Genomic DNA, 17098 nt, shown 5'->3' on the forward strand with positions numbered 1-17098 from the left:
ACTGCAGCGAATCTAGGCGGGGGGAACGATCAACGGAAGTGAAATGATTTGATCGTTCCCATAAGCCCGGCGTGATGGTCCTTCAGCCGAGCAGGCCCGCCAGCTCCAGGCCGGCGCGGCCCTCGGGGTGGCGGCAGTCGACGGCCTCGAACTCCATGACGTTGTCGATCTCGGTGCCCATCGCGATGTTGGTCACCTTCTCCAGGATCACTTCCACGACCACCGGCACGCGGTGCTTGCGCGCGAGCGCCTGCGCTTCCACCAGCGCGGGGCGGATGCGGTCGGGATCGGTGACCCGCAGCGCCTTGCAGCCCAGACCGCGGACCACCGTCGGGTGGTCGACGCCGTATCCGCGCACCTCTCCGTCTTCCTCCGGCATGTTCTCGTTCTCGAAGGCGAGCTGCACGCAGTAGTCCATGGAGAAGCCGCGCTGCGCCTGCCGGATCAGCCCGAGGTAGCTGTTGTTCACCAGCACGTGCACGTAGGGCAGGCGGAACTGCGCGCCGACCGCGAGCTCCTCGATCAGGAACTGGAAGTCGTAGTCGCCCGAGAGGCCGACGACCGTGCGCGTGGGGTCCGCCGCGACGACGCCGAGCGCGGCGGGGATCGTCCAGCCGAGCGGCCCGGCCTGGCCGCAGTTGATCCAGCGGCGCGGCCCGTACACGTGCAGGAACTGGGCACCCGCGATCTGCGACAGCCCGATGGTGGTGACGTAGGTGGTGTCGCGCGGGAAGGCTGCGTTCATCTCCTCGTAGACGCGCATCGGCTTGATCGGCACGTCGTCGAAGTGCGACTTGCGCAGCATGAGGCGCTTGCGCTCGGCGCAGCGGTTCGCCCACTCCCCGTAGTCGCGCAGGCGGCCCGCGGCGCGGCGCTCGCGCGCAACCTGCACGAACAGTTCCAGCGCGGCCTTCGCATCGCTCACGATGCCGAAGTCCGGCATGAACACGCGGCCGATCTGCGTGGGCTCGATGTCCACGTGCACGAAGGTGCGGCCTTTCGTGTACACGTCCACGGAGCCGGTGTGCCGGTTCGCCCACCGGTTGCCGATGCCCAGCACGAAGTCGCTCGCGAGCATCGTCGCGTTGCCGTAGCGGTGGCTGGTCTGCAACCCGCACATGCCGGCCATGAGCGGGTGGTCGTCGGGGATGCTGCCCCAGCCCATGAGCGTGGGGATCACCGGCACGCCGGTGAGCTCGGCGAATTCCACCAGCAGCTCGCTGGCGTCGGCGTTGATGATGCCGCCGCCGGCCACGACCAGCGGCTTCTCTGCCGCGGCCAGCATGTCCAGCGCCTTCTCCACCTGCTTGCGCGTGGCGGCCGGCTTGTAGACCGGCAGCGGCTCGTAGGTGTCGATGTCGAATTCGATCTCGGCCAGCTGCACGTCCAGCGGCAGGTCGACCAGCACCGGGCCCGGGCGGCCGGAGCGCATCAGGTGGAAGGCCTGCTGGAAGGCGCGCGGCACCTGCGCGGGCTCGCGCACGGTCACGGCCCACTTCGTCACCGGCTTCGCGATCGACTCGATGTCCACCGCCTGGAAGTCCTCCTTGTGCATGCGGGCGCGGGGCGCCTGGCCCGTGATGCACAGGATGGGGATGCTGTCCGCGCCGGCGGAGTACAGCCCGGTGATCATGTCCGTGCCCGCCGGCCCGGAGGTGCCGATGCACACGCCGATGTTGCCCGCGCGGGCCCGCGTGTAGCCCTCCGCCATGTGCGATGCCGCCTCGACGTGGCGGGCCAGCACGTGGGCCACCGACCCGCGCTCGCGCAGCGCCGCGTAGAAGGGATTGATCGCCGCGCCGGGAACGCCGAAGGCCTGCGTCACGCCTTCCTTCTCCAGCACCAGCACCGCCGCCATGCACGCTTTCATCCTGGCCATCTGCTCTCTCCTATGGTGATCGAAACTGGTCCCATCATTGAGAAGCGGCCGGCTTCGTGGAAGACTCCGCCTGCGCATTTGGCTTATTCCGCGGTGGAATGGGCGGCGCACGGGAGCACCATGGACCGCCTGCAAGCGCTGCGCCTCTTCGTCCGCGTCGTGGACCTCGGCTCCTTCAGCAAGGCCGCCGCGGACCTGGGCATCGGCCAGCCCTCGGCGACCAAGCAGGTCGCGCAGATGGAGCGGCAGCTCGGGGCGAGGCTGCTGCACCGGTCCACGCACGGTGTCACGCCCACGGAAGTCGGCGCGCTCTACTACGAGAAGTGCAAGCTGATCGTGCACCACGTGGACGAGGCCGACAGCGTCGCCACGCTGCTGCAGCAGCAGGTGCAAGGGTCCTTGCGCATCAGCACCTCCGTCGCCTTCGGCCGCCGCGTGCTGGCGCCGCTGGTGATGCGCTTCATGGAAGCGAACCCGAAGCTGCAGGTGGAGCTCACGGTGGAAGACCGCTACGTCAACCTGGTGGAGCAGGGCATCGACGTCGCCATCCGCATGGGGCGCCTGGCGGACTCCACGCTGGGCGCGCGCTTCCTCGGCACCAGTCCCTGGGTGGTGGTCGCGTCGCCCCAGTACCTGCAGCGCCACGGCACGCCCACGGAGCCGGACGAACTGGCCGCGCACGAGGCGCTCGTCTACACGACGGTGCAGGGCGATGCCCGCTGGCAGTTCGCGGGGCCGCAGGGCGAGGACGCGCTCGTGCCGGTGAGAGGCTGCCTGCGGTCGAACAACCTCTCCACGCTGCTGGCCGCCGCGCGCAAGGGCATGGGCGTCGCCATCCTGCCGCGCTACGTCGCGAACAAGTCCCTGCAGGCCGGCGCGGTGGTGCCGCTGCTGGAAGGCTGGACGCTGCCCGCGCAGGAGATCCACGCCGTGTACCCTTCGCCGCAGCTGGTGCCCGCGAAGGTGACGCGCTTCGTCGCGTGGCTGGAAGGGCGTTTCGGGCCCGCGTGGTGGGCGGACATGGAGTGAGTCGGGGCAGAATCGCCCGCAACCGGAGGACCTGACGATGCCGCAAGACACTCATCCCGCGATCGGCGTGATCGGCCTGGGCGCCATGGGGCGCGGCATGGCCGGGTCGTTGCGCCGCGCGGGTTACCCCGTGCACGTGTTCGACGTGCGGGCGGAGGCGGTGCAGTCGTTCGTCGCCGAAGGGGGCGTGGCCTGCGCCAGCCCGGCGGAGATGGCGCAGCGCTGCGAGATCGTGGTCAGCGTCGTGGTCAACGCGGCGCAGACGGAGGAGGTGCTGTTCGGCGACGCAGGCGCCGCCGCCGCCATGCGGCCCGGCAGCCTCTTCGTCATGTGTTCCACCGTGGACCCGAACTGGTCGATCGCGCTGGAAGGCCGCCTCGCCGAACGCGGGTTGCTGTATCTCGACGCGCCGATCTCCGGCGGCGCCGCCAGGGCGGCCTCCGGCCAGATGACCATGATGACCGCGGGCCGCCCCGAGGCCTACGACAAGGCCGGCGGCGCGCTGGCCGCCATGGCCGCCAAGGTCTACCGCCTCGGGGACCGCGCGGGCAACGGCAGCAAGGTGAAGATCATCAACCAGCTGCTCGCCGGCGTGCACATCGCCGCGGCGGCGGAAGCGATGGCGCTGGGGCTGCGCGAAGGCGTGGACGCGGCGTCGCTCTACGAGGTGATCACCCACAGCGCCGGCAACAGCTGGATGTTCGAGAACCGCATGGCGCACGTCCTCGCCGGTGACTACACGCCCTTGTCCGCCGTGGACATCTTCGTCAAGGACCTCGGGCTGGTGCTGGACACGGCGCGGGCCACGAAATTCCCGCTGCCGCTGGCGTCCACCGCCCACCAGATGTTCATGCAGGCGTCCAGCGCCGGCCACGGCCGCGAGGACGACGCGGCGGTGATCAAGATCTTTCCCGGCATCGAGCTCCCGCAGGCCGGACGCGGCGCCGATTTGTCAAGCCCTGCGGACTGAGGGAACCGCTGTGTCGGGACATCGCCACCTTCTGATTCCGCTTTACACGCGGAACGGAGACAATGCGCGCGATGTCGAAAAAGGTAGAGGCCGCCACGACGGCCGAGAACGAAGTGCAGATCATGATCGAGGACGAGGCGGAGCTCACGCCCAAGGAACTCGCCCAGGAACGCCAGGCCGCCCTCGAGGCGCAGAAGCGCAGGGCCTGGCTCACGCAGACCGCGGAAGAACTGGCCGGGCGCATCCCGGTGTCGGTGTTCGCGATGGGCAGCCTCGCCGAGCCGGCCTAACGGGCCAGCTGCGCGAGGAAGCGCTCGACACCCCCGGCGTGCAGGTAGGCCACCGCGCACGCGAGTCCAGCATCCCGTGACGGGTACACCGCGGCGCAGCGCATCGGGTCGACCGGTGCCTGTGGCGCGGCAGTTGCCTGCGCGTCCGTTGCCTGCGTCGCCGCGATTTCCACGTCCGGCGTGACGCCGGCCTGTTGCACGGCCGTCCCGGCCGGGCGGTAGTAGAACCACGACGTCAGCCTCAGCGCGCCCCGGACATCGCGTCCGAGGCTGAACGTGCCCTGCACGCTGCCCTTGCCGAAGCTGCGCTGCCCCAGGACGACCGCGCGGTGGTGGTCCTGCAGTGCCGCCGCCACCAGCTCGGAAGCCGACGCGGAATGCGCGTCCAGGAGGACGGCCATGGCCACGCCGGGCAGCAGTTCCTCGGGATCCGCGTGCCAGGTGTGCTGCGCCTGGGGCGTGCGTCCCTTCAGCGTCACGATCTCTCCTTCCGCGAGGAAGGCGTCGGCCACCGCCACGGCTTCGGGCAGCGGCCCGCCGGGATTGCCGCGCAGGTCGAGAACGACCGCCGCCGGCGCCTGGCGGGAAGAGGCCTCCGCGACGGCCTGGCGCAACGCGGCAGCCGAAGCGGCGGTGAAGACCGGGAGGCGCAGGACGAGCACGTCGCCTTCCATCTTCCATGTGAGCGGCTCGCGCCGCACCACGGGGTCGGAAGCGAGCGGAACGTCGTTCGCGGGCGCGCTGCCGTCGAGGAAGCGCGAGTACGGATCCAGCGTGCCGAGCGCGGTGTTGATCGCCTTGAGGAACAGCGCGCGTGCTTCGAGCGTGCCACGGGGCTCCGCGGCGATGGTGCGCCCTGCCACGGCCGCCAGTGCGTCGAGGTCGACGCTCGTGACGTGGCTGTGGTACACGCGGCGCAGCACGCTCGCGAGCAGCGTGCCGTAGAGGTCTCCCTGGACCCCGGGACCCACGGCTTCCGCGTACGCGGCCTGCAGTTGCGCGATGGCGGCTTCTTCCCGCCCCGGCGCCTCGCCCCATGCCACCGTCGCGGCCAGCAGCACGCCCGCCAGCAGCGGCGACCGAAGGCTGGGGAGCACGTGTCTCATGGAAGTGCAGGGAGGGGAAACGCAGTATGGATCTGCGGTCGCCGCGCGCCTCTCCCATCGGGGGGAAACGCTAGCCAGGAAAACCCCCGGGAGGTGCCGCCGGCGCCTTACGGTGCGGCCAGCCGCTGCAGCAGAGCGAAGTCCGGCTTGCTGCGCGGGCTCATCGTCTGGCGGAAGTGCCAGTAGAAGCCACCGCCGACGAACGCGGGCTCCGAGGACGTGGTGCCGTGGAAGCGCTCGATCAGCTCGGCGCGCGTGGCGGCGTCCGCCGGGATCCTGCGGCCCCAGCCGAATTCGCCGAAGCCGACTTTCGCATTCGGGAAGCGTCGCGCCAGGCCCGAGAAGATCGCGTCGATCTCTTCCTGCGACAGGCGGTGGCCGCGGTTCTGGTCCTCGTAGTAGCTCACGAGCACGTAGTCCAGGCCGGTGCGCAGCCGGTGGCCGGCGGGGATGTTCGCGTCGATCCACGGCAGCATGGCGTGGCCGGGCGTCGCCGGGTTCTCGTAGTAGAAGGTCAGCGCGGTCTTCTTTCCGTATGCGCGGGCGGCATCGAAGGTCGCCGCGATCTTGCCGACGGGATCGGCGCCCACCCAGTCGCCGTTGACCTCGTTGCCCACTTCCCAGACCGGCACGGATTCGCCCAGCGCTTCCATGTAGCGGCGCGCCCGCGCGCCGGCCTCCGCCGGGGTGAGCCTGGCCATGTCGGAGGAGTCCAGGGGCAGGGCCATGACGTCGGAGACCGCGGCGAGCTTGCGCACGGAGTCGACGTAGTCGGCGGGTTCCGTGCCCTGGTCGAGGACGACGCGCAGGGTCACCCGGCGCGGCAGCGCGGCGAGCGCTTCGACCTGGGCGGCGGTTGCGGTGTTGGGGTCGTCGGTGGTCACGCCCAGCCACGTCCAGGCGGGTGCGCTCACGGGAGCAGGGGCCTGCGTCACGGGCGTGGTGGTCTCCGCAGCCGCTGCCAGGTCCATCCCACCGGTTGGTGCGGATCCCCCGCCACCGCCGCACGCGCAGAGGGCAAGGGCAAGCAGGGGGAGGGAGCGCCGCACGCGGGACGCGCCGCCGGCGAAGGAAAGGTCACGCATGGCAGGCGCGACTGTGGGCGCAAGCTGAGCCATTCGCAAGGACGCGGCGGGACACGGCCGATGCACCATCGCGCAGCCGTGACGAATTCCAGCGTTCCGCCTTGCGGGGCGCACGCGAAGGATCGCCGCGCCGCTTCGACTACGATCCCCCGATGCCGTACTCCGTCGCCGTCCGCACCCTGTGCGAGTTCACCGCAAGACGCGGCGACCTCGACCTGCGGTTCACTCCGGTGCCCACGGCGCAGGAAGGCATCGCCGGCCACCAGCTGGTGGCGGCGCGCCGCGGCAGCGACTACGAAACCGAGATCGGCCTGCGCGGCGAGTTCGAGCTGCTCGCGGTGCGCGGGCGCGCCGACGGCTACGACCCCGGCCGCAACCGGCTCGAGGAGATCAAGACGCACCGCGGCGACCTGGCGAAGCAGCCCGCGAACCACCGGCACCTGCACTGGGCGCAGGCGAAGGTGTACGGCTGGCTCCTGTGCCAGGCGCGCGGGCTGGCGGAGGTGGAGCTCGCGCTGGTGTATTTCGACATCGCCACGCAGGAGGAAACGGTCTTCGCGGAAACGCACTCCGCGGATGCGCTGCGCGCGTTCTTCGAGGCGCGCTGCCGCGAGTTCCAGGCCTGGGCGGCGCAGGAGCTCGCGCATCGCGAGCAGCGCGATGCCGCGCTCGCGTCGCTCGCCTTTCCGCACCCGTCGTTCCGCACCGGGCAGCGCGACCTGGCGGCGGCGGTGTTCAAGGGCGTGGCGACCGGCCGCTGCGTGCTGGCGCAGGCGCCCACCGGCATCGGCAAGACGATCGCCACCGTCTTCTCCCTGCTGAAGGCGGCGCCGCCGCATCGCCTGGACAAGGCGTTCTACCTCACCGCCAAGTCGACCGGCCGCCAGCTCGCGCTCGATGCGGCGCAGGCCTTGCGCCGCAGCGCGCCCGCACTGCCGCTGCGCGTGCTGGAGCTCACCGCGCGCGACAAGGCCTGCGAGCACAAGGACAAGGCCTGCCACGGCGAGGCGTGCCCGCTGGCCCGGGGCTTCTACGACCGCCTTCCCGCCGCGCGCGCGGAAAGCCTGCAGGTCGCCGCGATGGATGCGCCCACGCTGCGCGGCGTGGCGGCCCGCCACGGCGTCTGTCCCTACTACCTCGCGCAGGACCTCTCGCGCTGGGCGGACCTGGTGGTCGGGGACTACAACTACTTCTTCGACGGCAGCGCGATGCTGCACACCGCCACGCTCGCGAACGAGTGGCGCGTCGGCGTGCTCGTGGACGAAGCGCACAACCTGGTGGAGCGGGCACGGGCCATGTATTCGGGTGCGCTCTCGCAGGCGGCGCTGCGTGCTGTGCGGGCGACCGCGCCCGCGGCGGTGCGGGCTCCCCTCGACAAGGTGAACCGCGGCTGGAGCGCGCTGCGCAAGGCGCATGCGCAGGGCACGCTGGACGCGCCGCCGGCTTCCTTCGTCAACGCGCTCAAGCAGGCGGGCAACGCACTGGAAGCGCACTTCGCCGAAGCGGCCCCCGGCACGGGCGATGCCGGCCTGCAGCAGGCGTACTTCGACATCCTCGGCTTCCTGCGCCTGGCGGAGTCCTTCGGGACGCACTCGGCGCTGGAGTTCACCGAGCAGCCGGGGCCGTCCGGCCGGCCCGCGGCCACGGTGCGCATCCAGAACCTGATTCCCGCGCCTTTCCTCAAGCCGCGCTTCGCCGCCGCGCGGTCGGCGACGCTGTTCTCCGCCACGTTGAGCCCGCCGCACTACCACCTCGACATGCTGGGGATGCCGGCGGACACGGCGTGGATCGACGTGGAATCCCCGTTCAGCCCCGAGCAGCTGGACGTGCAGGTGGTGGGCAGCATCTCGACGCGCTTTGCGGATCGCCAGCGATCGGCCGCGCCCATCGCGCGCCTGATCGCCGAGCGCTACGCGGTGCAGCCAGGCAACTACCTCGCGTTCTTCAGCAGCTTCGACTACCTGGAGCTCGTCGCGACGGAGTTCCGGCACGCGTATCCCGGAGTGCCCGCCTGGCTGCAGGCGCGCGGCATGGACGAAGGCGAGCGCCAGGCCTTCCTGGACCGCTTCGTGCCGGGCGGCGCCGGCGTCGGCTTCGCGGTGCTGGGCGGCAGCTTCGGCGAAGGCATCGACCTGCGCGGCGACCGCCTCGTGGGCGCCTTCGTCGCCACGCTCGGACTGCCGCAGGTGAACCCGCGCAACGAGCAGCTGAAGGAACGGCTGGAAGCCGCCTTCGGCGCCGGCTACGACTACACCTACCTGTACCCGGGCCTGCAGAAGGTGGTGCAGGCCGCGGGGCGCGTGATCCGCACGCAGGAGGACAAGGGCGTGGTGGTCCTCATCGACGACCGTTTCGCCCGGCCCGCCGTGCGCGAGCTGCTGCCCGCGTGGTGGCGCATCGCGGGGCCCCGGCCCCGCACCGACCGCCGCACGGGCTGAGCGGACTCAGCGCGAGCCGCCGCTGCTCGCGCCGCCGCCGGGGCTGACCGCCGCCGGGTTGCCGGACTTGTTCGCGTCCGTGCTGTTCTTGGTTTCGGACTTGTTGGCCGAGGAGTTGCCCATCGAATGGGTGCCGGACATGTTGGAGCACGCGGCCAGCGCGGCGGCGCAGAAGACGATACCGAACAGCTTGTTCATGGTGAGTGGAGTGGCAGCCGCCTCGGCTCCGGCGGGATGGAGGCAGCACGCTGCTGCTTTCCCATTACGGCAGGGCGTCGCGTGGCCATCGGTCGGTGCGCGTCGGCACGCGCGGTGCGTGGCGTCCTACCACGAGCAAGGCCCGCGCGAAGAAGGGGTCCAACGCCCGCGCTATGCTGGCCGGCTCGAGAGCAACAAGGAGACACGATGCGCATAGCGATCATGGGTTCGGGCGGGCTTGGCGGCTACTTCGGCGCGAAGCTCGCGAAAGGCGGGGCGGACGTCACCTTCATCGCGCGCGGGCAGCACCTCGATGCGATGCGCCGGGCCGGCCTGCGCATCGAAGGCCCGGAGCCGCTGCACCTGCGCGAAGTGCAGGCCACCGACCAGCCCGCGGAAGCAGGCGTGATGGACGTCGTGATGCTGGGCGTGAAGCTCTGGGACACGGAGCAGGCGATCGCGCAGATGCGCCCCATGGTCGGGCCGGACACCGCGGTGATCTCGTTCCAGAACGGCGTGCTCAAGGACCAGTACCTCCGCGCGGCCTTCGACGCGAAGCAGGTCATGGGCGGCGTCGGCTACGTCGCGACCACCATCGCCGCGCCCGGCGTCATCCAGCAGACCGGCCCGATGCAGCGCCTCCTCTTCGGCGAGTTCGACGGCAAGTGCTCCGCGCGCGGCGAGGCGCTGCTCGCGGCCTGCCTCGCGGGCGGCATCAACGCGGAACTCTCCACCGAGATCCAGCGCGAGATCTGGCAGAAGTACGTGTTCCTCGTCGGCCTGTCCGGCACGACGACCACGATGCGCAGGACGATCGGCCCGATCCGCTCGCACCCGCAGACGCGCGCCTTCCTGGAGGACGTGATGCGCGAAGTGATCGCCGTCGCGCGCGCGCACGGCGTCGCGCTGCCGGAGGACTACCTCGCCAGCGCCATGCAGCGCGCCGACACGGTGTCGCCGGACATGACCTCGTCGATGCACCACGACCTGGAGCGCGGCAATCCGCTGGAGGTGCGCTGGCTCTCGGGCGGCGTGGTGGAACTCGGGCGCGAGAAGGGCGTGGCGACGCCCTGCAACCGCGCCATCGCGGACATCCTCGCCCTGCATGCCGATGGAGCGCGCCGTGGCTGAAGCGGCGGCGCGCACCTGCGACTTGCGCCTGCGCGGCGTGACCTGCACGCCGGTGGAAGTGCCATTGCGCTACGTGCTCGGCACGAGCGCCGCCACGGTCCGGGCCGCGCCGCTGCTGCTCGTCGACGTGCACACGGAGCAGGGCATCACCGGACGCTCGTACGTCTTCTGCTACCGGCGCAGCGGCGCGAAGCCGATCGCGTCGCTCGTGGAGGACGCGGCGGAGATCGTGCGCGGCGAGACCATCGCGCCCGTCGCCTTCGCGGCGAAGCTGCAGCGGCGCTTCGCGCTGGTCGGCGTCACCGGCCTCGTGCGCATGGCGCTCTCCGCCTTCGACATGGCCTTGTGGGACGCGATGGCGGTGGCGGCAGGCGTACCCCTGGCCACCTTGCTGGGTGCCGCGCCGCGGCCCGTGCGCGCGTACAACTCCTGCGGACTCGGGCTGATGGCGCCGCCAGCCGCCGCGGACGAGGCGGAAGCGCTGCTCGAAGGCGGCATGCAGGCCGTGAAGCTGCGGCTCGGCTACGCCACCCTCGCCGAGGACCTCGCGGTGACGCGCGCCGTGCGCAAGCGCCTGCCCGATGCCGTGCAGCTGATGGTCGACTACAACCAGGCGCTGTCGCGCTTCGAGGCGCTGGAGCGCGGGCGCGCGCTGCAGTCCGAAGGCGTCGCGTGGCTCGAAGAGCCGATCCGCCACGACGACCTGCCGGGCAATGCGGAGATCGCGCGCACGCTGGACCTGCCGCTGCAGCTCGGCGAGAACTTCGACGGCCCCAAGGACCTGCTGCGCGCGCTGCAGGCGCAGGCGTGCGACCTCGTGATGCCGGACGTTGCGCGCATCGGCGGTGTCACCGGCTGGATGCAGGCGGCCGGCGTCGCGGAGGCGCACGGCATCCCCATGAGCTCGCACCTGATGCCCGAGGTCAGCGCGCACCTCCTTGCGGCCACGCCGACCTGCCATTTCCTCGAGTACGTCGACTGGACCGACGCGATCGCGGCGGAGCCCGTGAAGATCGTCGATGGTCACTGGCCCGTGGGCGACAAGCCGGGCACGGGTCTGGCATGGGACAGGCAGGCGGTGGAGCGCTTCCGCATGCCTTGATCGAGCCGCGCAGTGTTGCGCCGGCGTCGCGCTGCCACAGTCTGAAACAGGTGGCGTAGCTCGACCGTGGCAAGCTCGACCGCATGCAGTACCGTCGTCGAGCGCTCGCGGCTTTCGTCCTGGCCGCCTCCTCCTGGGCCCCTGCGGTGGCGGACGCCACCGCCTTCAGCGTCGTTTCCCGTCCGCATGGCTTCGTCGCGAGTTGCAGCGTCGATGCGGGCGAGGCGCTGCGCCGCATCAACGCGGCCCGCGCCGCCGGCCAGCGCTGCGGCTGGCGCAAGATGCCGCCGGCGCGCGCGCTGCACTGGGACGGCACGCTGCAGTCCGTCGCCGCGGCGCATTCGCGCGACATGGCGCGCCGCAACTACTTCGACCATCGCACCCCCGAAGGCCGGACGGTGCGCGACCGCGTCGCGCGCACCGGCTACAAGTCCAGGCTGGTGGGCGAGAACCTCGCCGGCGGCGATCGCGACCTGGGCGGCGCGCTGCAAGGCTGGATCGACAGCCCCGCGCACTGCGAGAACCTGATGAACCCGGAGTTCAACGAGGTGGCGGTGGCGTGCGTCGGGCAGCGGGACAGCCAGTGGGGAACCTACTGGACGATGATGCTCGGCAAGCGCTGACACGGGCGCTTCCCCTAGCACACCCGCCCCGGCGCGATCCGCACAGGCGGCGTGGAGAACGCTGTGGACAAGCGTGTGCAGTACGCGCGCAGGCCGCGCCGGCATTGGGTTTGCACACGGTGCTGCTTCCTTGGGCAGGCGCTTGCGCGATCCTGACGGGCGGGCGTCAGGCTGGCGGTTCGCGCCGCAGCGCGAAGAAGAAAGGCTGCGCCATGCCCTTCATGTCCATGAGCCCCAGCACGGTTTCGCCGTCGATGCCGCGGAACACGTCCTGGACCGGGATCTCGTCGTAGACCATCGCGGCACTCACGCAGCCGCGGAACCGGACGGCGCGCAGCCGCGCACGCGATCGCCGCGTGGCCAGCAGGGGCATCAGCGCGCGCACGACAGGGGCAAAAGGCGCGCGCTGGAGCGCCGGGAAGCGCAGGAGCAGCGGCAGCCCCGGCCACACCCAGCGCGGTCGCACGGAATATGTGCGCGCGCCGCTGCCGAAGACGAGGGGATGCACGTGTTCGGCACTCGCGAAACGCTTGCCGTGCCAGCCGAACGCGGTGAGCGCGCCGTCCAGCGGGTGTCCCGTCGGGACTTCCTCGCCCGCCCACGGTCCGAGCATCGCCTCGGGCTCCATCGGCGGCAGGCTGTCGAAGAAGCGCAGTGCCTCGTCGGCGTTGGCGAAGCGAAGGTTCATGCGCGCTTCCGCAGCAGGCCGACGAAGCCGTAGGACTCGGGGGGCGGCAGCACGAGTTCGCGCCCGAGGATCGCGCCGGCGGCCAGCGCCGCGGAGCGCGCGGCACTCTCCATCGAGCACGGGACGGCGGTAGCGATCCAGTCGCCGGCGAGCAGCAGGCCCTGCAGCCCCGTGCGCGTGGGCGGACGTAGGGTCTCGGTTCCGGGGCGCGGCTGCGGAATGGCCGCGCGGATGCGGTGCACGCAGGCGCGCAGGACGCGCGCATCGCGCGCGGCCGGTGTGCAGTCGGCGAGCTCCGCCATCGTGCGTGCGACCACTTCGCGGTCGCTCCACGCGAGCCGCGCATGCGGGCCGATCGCATTGCAGGCGATGACAGACCCGCCACCGGCCAGCTCCGGCCGGATGTTGGCGAGGTCGTAGAAATCGGTATTGAAGTCGGCGGGGTTCCACACGCGCGCCCGGAAGCGCAGTTCGCCGACGCGGCGATCGAGGGCCAGCACGGTGCTCGTGTACGGCGCGCCGAGGAAGCGCGACGCGGCCTCCGCCAGCCCCGCCAGCCGCGCAGAGCGCGTTCGCGCGAGCAGGGGCGCGAGGTTCCACGGCGGCAGCGCGAGCACGCACCAGGGGGCCCGCAGGACTTTTCCGTCGCGCAGTCGCACGCCAGCGACGCGATCGTTCTCGATCTCGAGGTTGCGCACGGCGCTGCGCGTGAAGAACGCGCTGCCACGCTCGCGCACCAGCCCCACGCACGCGGGTACGTACAGGCGCGAGAGTCCCGTCGTCGGAAAACCGAAGTGGTAGCCGCTGCGCCCCAGCATCAGCCGGAACACGCGCATTGCGGCAGCCGCCGAGCAATGCTCCAGCGGCACGTTCAGCAGCGCCAGCAGGGCGGATCGCCAGAACCAGTCGATGGCCCGCGTCGTCACGCCCAGGCTGCGCAGCCAGTGCAAGGCCGCGATCCCGTCGAGCGCACGCAAGGACTCTTCGTTCGCGCGGGCCGCATGCCACGCGACGCGCCAGTGGGAGACTGCATCGCGCCACCCGATGCGGCGCAGCGCGACGGGCAGGTTGGGCAGCCCGTGCAGCGGAGGCGTCCAGCGCACGTTGCGCACGGCCAGCAGCTCGCCCGCGTCCAGCAGCGTGACCTGCGGCTCGCGTTGCCACTGCACCTGGTCCGCGGTGCCGAGGCGGCGCAGCATGCGGACGAACTGCCGGTGCTCCGAGCTGAGGACGTGCGGGCCGATGTCGACCTCCAGGCCCATCGTCGCGTCGTGCCAGCTGCGGGCGCGCCCGCCGGCGTCGGCCCGTGCCTCGAGCACCGCGACCTTGACGCCCGCATCCGCCAGCGACGCTGCACAGAACAGCCCGGCCACGCCGGCGCCGACCACGACTGCATCGAACTCAGGGGAGGGCGTCATCGCGTGCGGCCAAGGATAGCGGCGAAGCCGCGCGCCGGGGCTCGCCGCGCGGTCAGGGGCTATGCTTCGCGGCGATGGACGACAACCAGATCGAAGTACCGCCTTCCTTCGCGGCACTCTTCACCTCGCCTTCGGGACACCGGCTCACCGAACCCATGGCCACGGTGCGCACGCGCTACGAGCTGTGCGAGGACATGGCGCAGATGCTTGCCGAGCAGGCGGCCACGGCGCTGTTCAAGTCGGGCGGCAGCGAGCGCGAGGTGCTCGCGAAGATGGAACAGGCATTGGGTGCCGAGGGCGCCGTGCTGGAGCCCAGGGAGGCGCGCTGGGTGGTCACCCGGCTCGCGGAGATCCTGGGCTGGGAACCGCCCGCGGACCCGTCAGCCGGTGGATGAGCCGTAGGTGCGCCTGGCATTGGCGCAGGTGGGGTCCGAAGGCTGCACGTTGGCGATGCCCACGGCGCCGGGGGACTGCACCTGGTTCACCTGCCAGCTCTCGCCGGAGCGCAGCAGGCGGCCGTCCTGCGTGGCCGTCCAGGCGCATTTGTCGACGCTGCTGCGGTTGACCAGGCTCATGACGGTGTACCCGTAGCCGTAGGCGTCGTACTGCGTCCAGACTTCCATGGCGACGCCCGGGTGCTGGGCGAACGGGTAGGTGCTCTGCAGGACCGGTGCGTAGACGCATCCGGTCATGAGCGACGCGGCGGCCACGAGGGACAGGGGCAGGCGGGCGGCGTTCTTCATGCGCACTCCTGATGAAGAGCAGTGACGCCATGATGGCGCGGGGGCCTGCCCGACGGCATGGGACCTTGGTCCAGCCCCCCGGAACGCGCCCGGCTGGCTAGGATGCGAGCGCGGACGGACACCGCGACAGGAGATCCCCATGACCTTGGACCAGTACAACGAAGCCATCCAGCAGATCGTCGCCGAGCAGCAGAAGATCGCGCAGTCGACCGCGCAGCTCGCGATGTCCGGCCAGGCGAACCCCACGAATCCCGAGTTCGGCAAGCTCATGACGAGCCAGTGGTCGCTGGTGCAGCGCATCGCCAAGCTCAATACGGACCTGATGCTGGGGATCATGTCGCCGAAGAAGTAGCCGCCCGGCCGCGCGGGCGATTCCGGTGAAAATCGCCCCATGCACACCAGAACCCTCGGCCCCTTCACCGTCACCGCCATCGGCCTCGGCTGCATGAACCTCAGCCATGCCTATGGCATCCCGCCTTCCGCGGAGCAGGGCGAGAGGCTCCTGCGCGCCGCGCTCGACGCGGGCGTCACCCTGTTCGACACGGCGGCGCTCTACGGCTTCGGTGCCAACGAGACGCTGGTCGGCCGCGTGCTGAAGGCCGAGCGCAGCCGCATCACCTTGTGCAGCAAGGGCGGCATGGCGGGCGTGGCCGGCGACGACGGCGTCACGCGCCGCGTGATCGACGGGCGGCCGGAAGCGATCTTCCGCGACTGCGAGAACAGCCTGCGCCGCCTGCAGACGGACGTCATCGACCTCTACTACCTGCATCGCTGGGACAAGAAGGTGCCCGTCGAGGAGAGCGTGGGCGCGCTCTCGCGGCTGGTCGAGCAGGGCAAGGTGCGCACCATCGGCCTGTCGGAAGTGGGCGCGCAGACCATCCGCAAGGCGCACGCGGTGCATCCCGTCACGGCGGTGCAGACCGAGTACTCGCTGTGGACGCGCAACGCCGAGATCGCCGTGCTCGGCGCCTGCCGCGAGCTGGGCATCAACTTCGTCGCGTTCAGCCCGGTCGCCCGCGGCTTCCTGTGCGACGCGGTGCCGGACGTGCGCACCTTCGACGCGAAGGACATCCGCCGCACGATGCCGCGCTTCGACCCGGAGAACCACGCGCGGAACCTGCAGCTGCTGCCGCCCTACAAGGAGCTCGCGCGCGAGGCGGGCTGCACGCCGGCGCAGCTCGCGCTGGCGTGGCTGCTGCACCAGGGCGAGTACGTGTTGCCGATTCCGGGCACGACCAACGTGGAGCACCTGCACGAGGACCTGGCTGCCGCGGACGTGAAGCTCTCGCCGGACCTGCTCCGCCGCGTGGGCGCGCTCATCAACGAGAAGACGGTCGCCGGCAACCGCTACAGCGAGCAGTCCAACCGCGAGGTCGACACGGAAGTGTTCTGACGCGAGGCCCGCCGGGGACCGCTAGTCCGAGATCGAGTCCAGCGCTTCGCGCGGCGTGCGTGCGCGCTCGCCGTGCAGCACGTACAGGCCCGCGCCCACGAGCAGCGCGATGCCGCCCCAGGCCAGCCCGTTCGGCACGTCGCCCCAGACCGCAAACCCCAGCACCAGCGCGCACAGCAGGCCCGTGTAGCGGAAGGGCGCGATCACGCTCATCTCGCCCGCGCGCATCGCGACGGTCAGCAGGAAGTAGCCGCCGCTCAGGAACACGCTCGCGGCCGCGAGCAGGCCCACCTGCCGCAGGCTCGCGGGCTGCCACGCCGTGAACAGGCTCCAGAGGCCCGCCAGCAGCGTGACGGCGAACGCGGTGCTCAGCGTGATGAGGATGGACGGGATGCCTCCCGCGATCGCGCGCGTCATCAGGTCGCGGCTCGCGTGCAGCAGCGTGCCGGCCAGGCAGAGGAGCGCATAGGCATTGAACACGGAGCCCGCCGGCTGCACGACCAGCAGCACGCCGGCGAAGCCGGTGGCGATGGCGATCCAGCGGCCGGCGCCGACGCGCTCGCGCCAGGCGATCACCGCGAACAGCGTGATGAACAGCGGCGTCGCCATGTTGATCGCGGTGGCGTTCGCGATCGGCAGGTGGAACAGCGACACGAGGTAGGTGACCGTCGCGAACGCATCGAAGGCGGCGCGCAGCACCACCTTGCGATCCGCGAGCCGCGGCAACAGCGGCAGCGCGCCCATCGCCGCGGCGATGGCGAACAGCAGCAGGGTGGCGAACACGCCGCGCACGAAGATCAGCTGCGGCGCCGGCAGCGACTGGCTGACGTACTTGACGAGGGTGTCGTTGGTGACGAAGCAGGCCATGCCGGCCGCCATCGCCAGGATGCCGCGCCGGTTGGCCGCGCGCGGATCCGCGGGAAGAGGGAGGGTCATGCGAGGCGCGATCTTACGCGGACCCCGCCACGGACGAGTGGGCACCCCGTTCGGGAGAGCGCTTCCCGC

18 protein-coding genes are annotated in these 17098 nt (G+C 71.2%); 10 read left to right on the plus strand and 8 right to left on the minus strand.

What is annotated here, in order from left to right; genetic code table 11:
• Nucleotides 1-82: 82 nt before the first annotated feature.
• Nucleotides 83-1879: a glyoxylate carboligase gene (gcl, locus tag H8N03_RS22775; RefSeq protein ID WP_187078524.1), complete on the minus strand. Its 1797-nt coding sequence runs from the start codon at nucleotides 1877-1879 to the stop codon at nucleotides 83-85.
• Nucleotides 1880-1999: 120 nt separating this feature from the next.
• On the opposite strand from gcl, the gene H8N03_RS22780 reads away from it, so the two are divergent.
• The 3 genes from H8N03_RS22780 to H8N03_RS22790 all read left to right on the plus strand — a co-directional run bounded on the left by H8N03_RS22780 (nucleotide 2000) and on the right by H8N03_RS22790 (nucleotide 4168).
• Nucleotides 2000-2908 (plus strand): LysR family transcriptional regulator, encoded by a 909-nt coding sequence (locus H8N03_RS22780; protein ID WP_187078525.1) that lies wholly within the window; start codon nucleotides 2000-2002, stop codon nucleotides 2906-2908.
• A 37-nt stretch (nucleotides 2909-2945) separates the two neighbouring features.
• Nucleotides 2946-3878: an L-threonate dehydrogenase gene (ltnD, locus tag H8N03_RS22785; protein ID WP_187078526.1), complete on the plus strand. Its 933-nt coding sequence runs from the start codon at nucleotides 2946-2948 to the stop codon at nucleotides 3876-3878.
• Nucleotides 3879-3949: 71 nt separating this feature from the next.
• The gene (locus H8N03_RS22790) at nucleotides 3950-4168 is read left to right on the plus strand and encodes a hypothetical protein (RefSeq protein WP_187078527.1); all 219 of its coding nucleotides are present in this window, start codon (nucleotides 3950-3952) and stop codon (nucleotides 4166-4168) included.
• On the opposite strand, the gene H8N03_RS22795 is transcribed toward H8N03_RS22790, so the two are convergent.
• Both H8N03_RS22795 and H8N03_RS22800 read right to left on the minus strand, forming a co-directional pair.
• The gene (locus H8N03_RS22795) at nucleotides 4165-5274 is read right to left on the minus strand and encodes a S41 family peptidase (RefSeq protein WP_187078528.1); all 1110 of its coding nucleotides are present in this window, start codon (nucleotides 5272-5274) and stop codon (nucleotides 4165-4167) included. The two genes, H8N03_RS22790 and H8N03_RS22795, sit on opposite strands and share 4 nt — an antisense overlap.
• A gap of 107 nt (nucleotides 5275-5381) precedes the next feature.
• Nucleotides 5382-6245, minus strand: a complete 864-nt coding sequence (locus H8N03_RS22800; protein WP_187078529.1) for a hypothetical protein — start codon at nucleotides 6243-6245, stop codon at nucleotides 5382-5384.
• Between the two features lie 266 nt (nucleotides 6246-6511).
• Between H8N03_RS22800 and H8N03_RS22805 the strand changes: the two genes are divergently transcribed.
• On the plus strand, nucleotides 6512-8797 hold the full coding sequence (locus H8N03_RS22805; protein WP_187078530.1) for an ATP-dependent DNA helicase: 2286 nt from the start codon (nucleotides 6512-6514) through the stop codon (nucleotides 8795-8797).
• A 6-nt stretch (nucleotides 8798-8803) separates the two neighbouring features.
• Here H8N03_RS22805 and H8N03_RS22810 read toward each other — a convergent pair whose 3' ends face one another.
• Nucleotides 8804-8995 carry a hypothetical protein gene (locus tag H8N03_RS22810; protein WP_187078531.1) on the minus strand — a complete coding sequence of 64 codons (192 nt, stop codon included), beginning with the start codon at nucleotides 8993-8995 and terminating at the stop codon, nucleotides 8804-8806.
• Nucleotides 8996-9202: 207 nt separating this feature from the next.
• Between H8N03_RS22810 and H8N03_RS22815 the strand changes: the two genes are divergently transcribed.
• The 3 genes from H8N03_RS22815 to H8N03_RS22825 all read left to right on the plus strand — a co-directional run bounded on the left by H8N03_RS22815 (nucleotide 9203) and on the right by H8N03_RS22825 (nucleotide 11851).
• A complete protein-coding gene (locus tag H8N03_RS22815; RefSeq protein WP_187078532.1) occupies nucleotides 9203-10126 on the plus strand; it encodes a ketopantoate reductase family protein in 924 nt (307 codons plus the stop codon).
• A complete protein-coding gene (locus H8N03_RS22820; RefSeq protein ID WP_354005164.1) occupies nucleotides 10119-11228 on the plus strand; it encodes an enolase C-terminal domain-like protein in 1110 nt (369 codons plus the stop codon). Before H8N03_RS22815 ends, H8N03_RS22820 begins: the two co-directional genes overlap by 8 nt.
• Nucleotides 11229-11311: 83 nt before the next feature.
• Nucleotides 11312-11851, plus strand: coding sequence for a CAP domain-containing protein (locus H8N03_RS22825; protein ID WP_187078533.1), 540 nt, complete (start codon nucleotides 11312-11314; stop codon nucleotides 11849-11851).
• Nucleotides 11852-12017: 166 nt separating this feature from the next.
• On the opposite strand, the gene H8N03_RS22830 is transcribed toward H8N03_RS22825, so the two are convergent.
• Entirely contained in the window at nucleotides 12018-12539 is a 522-nt protein-coding gene (locus H8N03_RS22830) for a DUF4334 domain-containing protein (RefSeq protein ID WP_187078534.1), read from the minus strand.
• Nucleotides 12536-13957 (minus strand): hydroxysqualene dehydroxylase, encoded by a 1422-nt coding sequence (locus H8N03_RS22835; RefSeq protein WP_187078535.1) that lies wholly within the window; start codon nucleotides 13955-13957, stop codon nucleotides 12536-12538. The genes H8N03_RS22830 and H8N03_RS22835 overlap by 4 nt, the downstream gene beginning before the upstream one ends.
• Nucleotides 13958-14031: 74 nt before the next feature.
• Here H8N03_RS22835 and H8N03_RS22840 point away from each other — a divergent pair, with 74 nt between their 5' ends.
• Nucleotides 14032-14352 (plus strand): hypothetical protein, encoded by a 321-nt coding sequence (locus tag H8N03_RS22840; RefSeq protein ID WP_187078536.1) that lies wholly within the window; start codon nucleotides 14032-14034, stop codon nucleotides 14350-14352.
• On the opposite strand, the gene H8N03_RS22845 is transcribed toward H8N03_RS22840, so the two are convergent.
• Entirely contained in the window at nucleotides 14338-14700 is a 363-nt protein-coding gene (locus tag H8N03_RS22845; RefSeq protein ID WP_187078537.1) for a hypothetical protein, read from the minus strand. The two genes, H8N03_RS22840 and H8N03_RS22845, sit on opposite strands and share 15 nt — an antisense overlap.
• Before the next feature lie 139 nt (nucleotides 14701-14839).
• On the opposite strand from H8N03_RS22845, the gene H8N03_RS22850 reads away from it, so the two are divergent.
• Entirely contained in the window at nucleotides 14840-15052 is a 213-nt protein-coding gene (locus H8N03_RS22850) for a hypothetical protein (RefSeq protein WP_187078538.1), read from the plus strand.
• A gap of 39 nt (nucleotides 15053-15091) precedes the next feature.
• Nucleotides 15092-16093, plus strand: coding sequence for an aldo/keto reductase (locus tag H8N03_RS22855; RefSeq protein ID WP_187078539.1), 1002 nt, complete (start codon nucleotides 15092-15094; stop codon nucleotides 16091-16093).
• Nucleotides 16094-16114: 21 nt separating this feature from the next.
• Here the strand turns inward: H8N03_RS22855 and H8N03_RS22860 are convergent, their stop codons facing one another.
• Nucleotides 16115-17029: a DMT family transporter gene (locus tag H8N03_RS22860; RefSeq protein WP_187078540.1), complete on the minus strand. Its 915-nt coding sequence runs from the start codon at nucleotides 17027-17029 to the stop codon at nucleotides 16115-16117.
• Nucleotides 17030-17098 lie beyond the last annotated feature (69 nt).

It is taken from the genome of Ramlibacter cellulosilyticus, from assembly GCF_014297465.1.
Taxonomy (GTDB): Bacteria; Pseudomonadota; Gammaproteobacteria; order Burkholderiales; family Burkholderiaceae_C; genus Ramlibacter; species Ramlibacter cellulosilyticus.

What these genes read in the sequence shown, in the direction of transcription:
- ltnD (WP_187078526.1), top strand. Translation starts at nt 2,946, where the DNA reads ATGCCGCAAGACACTCATCCCGCGATCGGCGTGATCGGCCTGGGCGCC.
- H8N03_RS22800 (WP_187078529.1), bottom strand. Translation starts at nt 6,245, where the DNA reads ATGGACCTGGCAGCGGCTGCGGAGACCACCACGCCCGTGACGCAGGCC.
- H8N03_RS22815 (WP_187078532.1), top strand. Translation starts at nt 9,203, where the DNA reads ATGCGCATAGCGATCATGGGTTCGGGCGGGCTTGGCGGCTACTTCGGC.
- gcl (WP_187078524.1), bottom strand. Translation starts at nt 1,879, where the DNA reads ATGGCCAGGATGAAAGCGTGCATGGCGGCGGTGCTGGTGCTGGAGAAG.
- H8N03_RS22860 (WP_187078540.1), bottom strand. Translation starts at nt 17,029, where the DNA reads ATGACCCTCCCTCTTCCCGCGGATCCGCGCGCGGCCAACCGGCGCGGC.
- H8N03_RS22780 (WP_187078525.1), top strand. Translation starts at nt 2,000, where the DNA reads ATGGACCGCCTGCAAGCGCTGCGCCTCTTCGTCCGCGTCGTGGACCTC.
- H8N03_RS22810 (WP_187078531.1), bottom strand. Translation starts at nt 8,995, where the DNA reads ATGAACAAGCTGTTCGGTATCGTCTTCTGCGCCGCCGCGCTGGCCGCG.
- H8N03_RS22825 (WP_187078533.1), top strand. Translation starts at nt 11,312, where the DNA reads ATGCAGTACCGTCGTCGAGCGCTCGCGGCTTTCGTCCTGGCCGCCTCC.
- H8N03_RS22835 (WP_187078535.1), bottom strand. Translation starts at nt 13,957, where the DNA reads ATGACGCCCTCCCCTGAGTTCGATGCAGTCGTGGTCGGCGCCGGCGTG.
- H8N03_RS22795 (WP_187078528.1), bottom strand. Translation starts at nt 5,274, where the DNA reads ATGAGACACGTGCTCCCCAGCCTTCGGTCGCCGCTGCTGGCGGGCGTG.
- H8N03_RS22850 (WP_187078538.1), top strand. Translation starts at nt 14,840, where the DNA reads ATGACCTTGGACCAGTACAACGAAGCCATCCAGCAGATCGTCGCCGAG.
- H8N03_RS22805 (WP_187078530.1), top strand. Translation starts at nt 6,512, where the DNA reads ATGCCGTACTCCGTCGCCGTCCGCACCCTGTGCGAGTTCACCGCAAGA.
- H8N03_RS22790 (WP_187078527.1), top strand. Translation starts at nt 3,950, where the DNA reads ATGTCGAAAAAGGTAGAGGCCGCCACGACGGCCGAGAACGAAGTGCAG.
- H8N03_RS22840 (WP_187078536.1), top strand. Translation starts at nt 14,032, where the DNA reads ATGGACGACAACCAGATCGAAGTACCGCCTTCCTTCGCGGCACTCTTC.
- H8N03_RS22845 (WP_187078537.1), bottom strand. Translation starts at nt 14,700, where the DNA reads ATGAAGAACGCCGCCCGCCTGCCCCTGTCCCTCGTGGCCGCCGCGTCG.
- H8N03_RS22830 (WP_187078534.1), bottom strand. Translation starts at nt 12,539, where the DNA reads ATGAACCTTCGCTTCGCCAACGCCGACGAGGCACTGCGCTTCTTCGAC.
- H8N03_RS22855 (WP_187078539.1), top strand. Translation starts at nt 15,092, where the DNA reads ATGCACACCAGAACCCTCGGCCCCTTCACCGTCACCGCCATCGGCCTC.